Annotated in this window: 2 protein-coding genes; both read left to right on the top strand. The window is 59.6% G+C overall.

Annotation, left to right across the window (positions count from 1 at the left end; all coding sequences use genetic code 11):
• A partial coding sequence (locus tag EN939_RS35100; RefSeq protein ID WP_206528439.1) for a DUF2182 domain-containing protein occupies nt 1–507 on the top strand: 507 nt, incomplete at its 5' end.
• Between the two features lie 14 nt (nt 508–521).
• Nucleotides 522–1,136: a DUF1326 domain-containing protein gene (locus EN939_RS35095; protein WP_127271928.1), complete on the top strand. Its 615-nt coding sequence runs from the start codon at nt 522–524 to the stop codon at nt 1,134–1,136.
• Nucleotides 1,137–1,144: the final 8 nt, after the last annotated feature.

Raw genomic sequence — 1,144 nt, 5'->3', positions numbered from 1 at the left:
GACACGGCTCGCATCAAGGGCGAACCGGTCGTTCACCCGCTGGTGCTGGTCGCCGGTTACCTAAGCGTCTGGCTCGCCGCTTCAATGATGTTCGCGGCGCTGACCTTGGCCGTCCATGCATTCGCCTCGTCAGCCGGGATGCTCGATCCGGTCGTCGGCCTTGCCGGTGCGCTCGCTCTCGTGATTGCCGGCCTCTACCAGTTCAGCGGCCTCAAGGAAGCTTGCCTGAAGAAATGCAAGAACCCGTTCTCGGTCCTGTTTTCGAACTGGAGCGCAAGGCCCCTTAACATCTTTCGGCTCGGTGTCGCGCAAGGTCTGTGGTGTCTCGGCTGCTGCTGGGCCTTGATGCTGGTGATGTTCGCCGTTGGCGTCATGAACATTTTCTGGATGGCGTTGATCGGGCTGTTCACCCTGATCGAAAAACAAACAGCCAGCAGGGTTCCAACCCGGCTGGCCGGTGCGATACTGCTTGTCTGGGCAGCCGCGCTGCTAGTAGTCTCGCTATGAGTGGGGGAAAATCGATGGCAGACCAGAGCTGGGCGATGAAGGGAGAGCTCGTACTCTCCTGCAATTGCACGGTTTTTTGCCCCTGCGTGCTATCGCTTGGCAATCATCCGCCGACCGAAGGCTATTGCCAGACCTGGGCGGGGTTTCGTATCGATGCAGGCCATTTCGGTGAGGTCGATCTGTCCGGCCTCAATCTCGGGCTGATCATAGAAATCCCCGGCTACATGAGCCGCGGCAACTGGACCGCCGGCCTGTTCATCGACAGCCGAGCCTCGGTCTACGCGGTCAAGGCGCTGACCAAGATCTTCACGGGCAAGGCAGGCGGAACCACATCGCTGCTCTCCATCCTGGTCGGCAAATTCCTCGGCGTCGAACAAGTGCCGATCACCTATGAGACGCGTGACAAGACGCGTATCTTCCAGATACCGAAGATTATCGACGGGGCGGTGACACCCATCCCCGGCAAGGATCGCGACAAGGATACGGTGATCAGCAATTCGGAATACTGGATCGCGCCCGAGATTGTCGTGGCAAGGTCTGACAAGAGCAAGATGCGGGCTTTCGGCCGCAACTGGAATTTCGCCGGCCGTTCGGCCGAAATCTGCAAGCTGGATTGGCGGGGCCCGTGAGCAAGAAC

Source organism: Mesorhizobium sp. M7A.F.Ca.CA.002.05.1.1, from assembly GCF_003998335.1.
In the GTDB taxonomy this organism is placed as follows: domain Bacteria; phylum Pseudomonadota; class Alphaproteobacteria; order Rhizobiales; family Rhizobiaceae; genus Mesorhizobium.
This window is presented reverse-complemented; position numbering and strand designations above follow the sequence as displayed.

Bases quoted from the DNA above. Each gene is read 5' to 3' on its own strand.
- EN939_RS35095 (WP_127271928.1), top strand. From the start codon at position 522: ATGGCAGACCAGAGCTGGGCGATGAAGGGAGAGCTCGTACTCTCCTGC.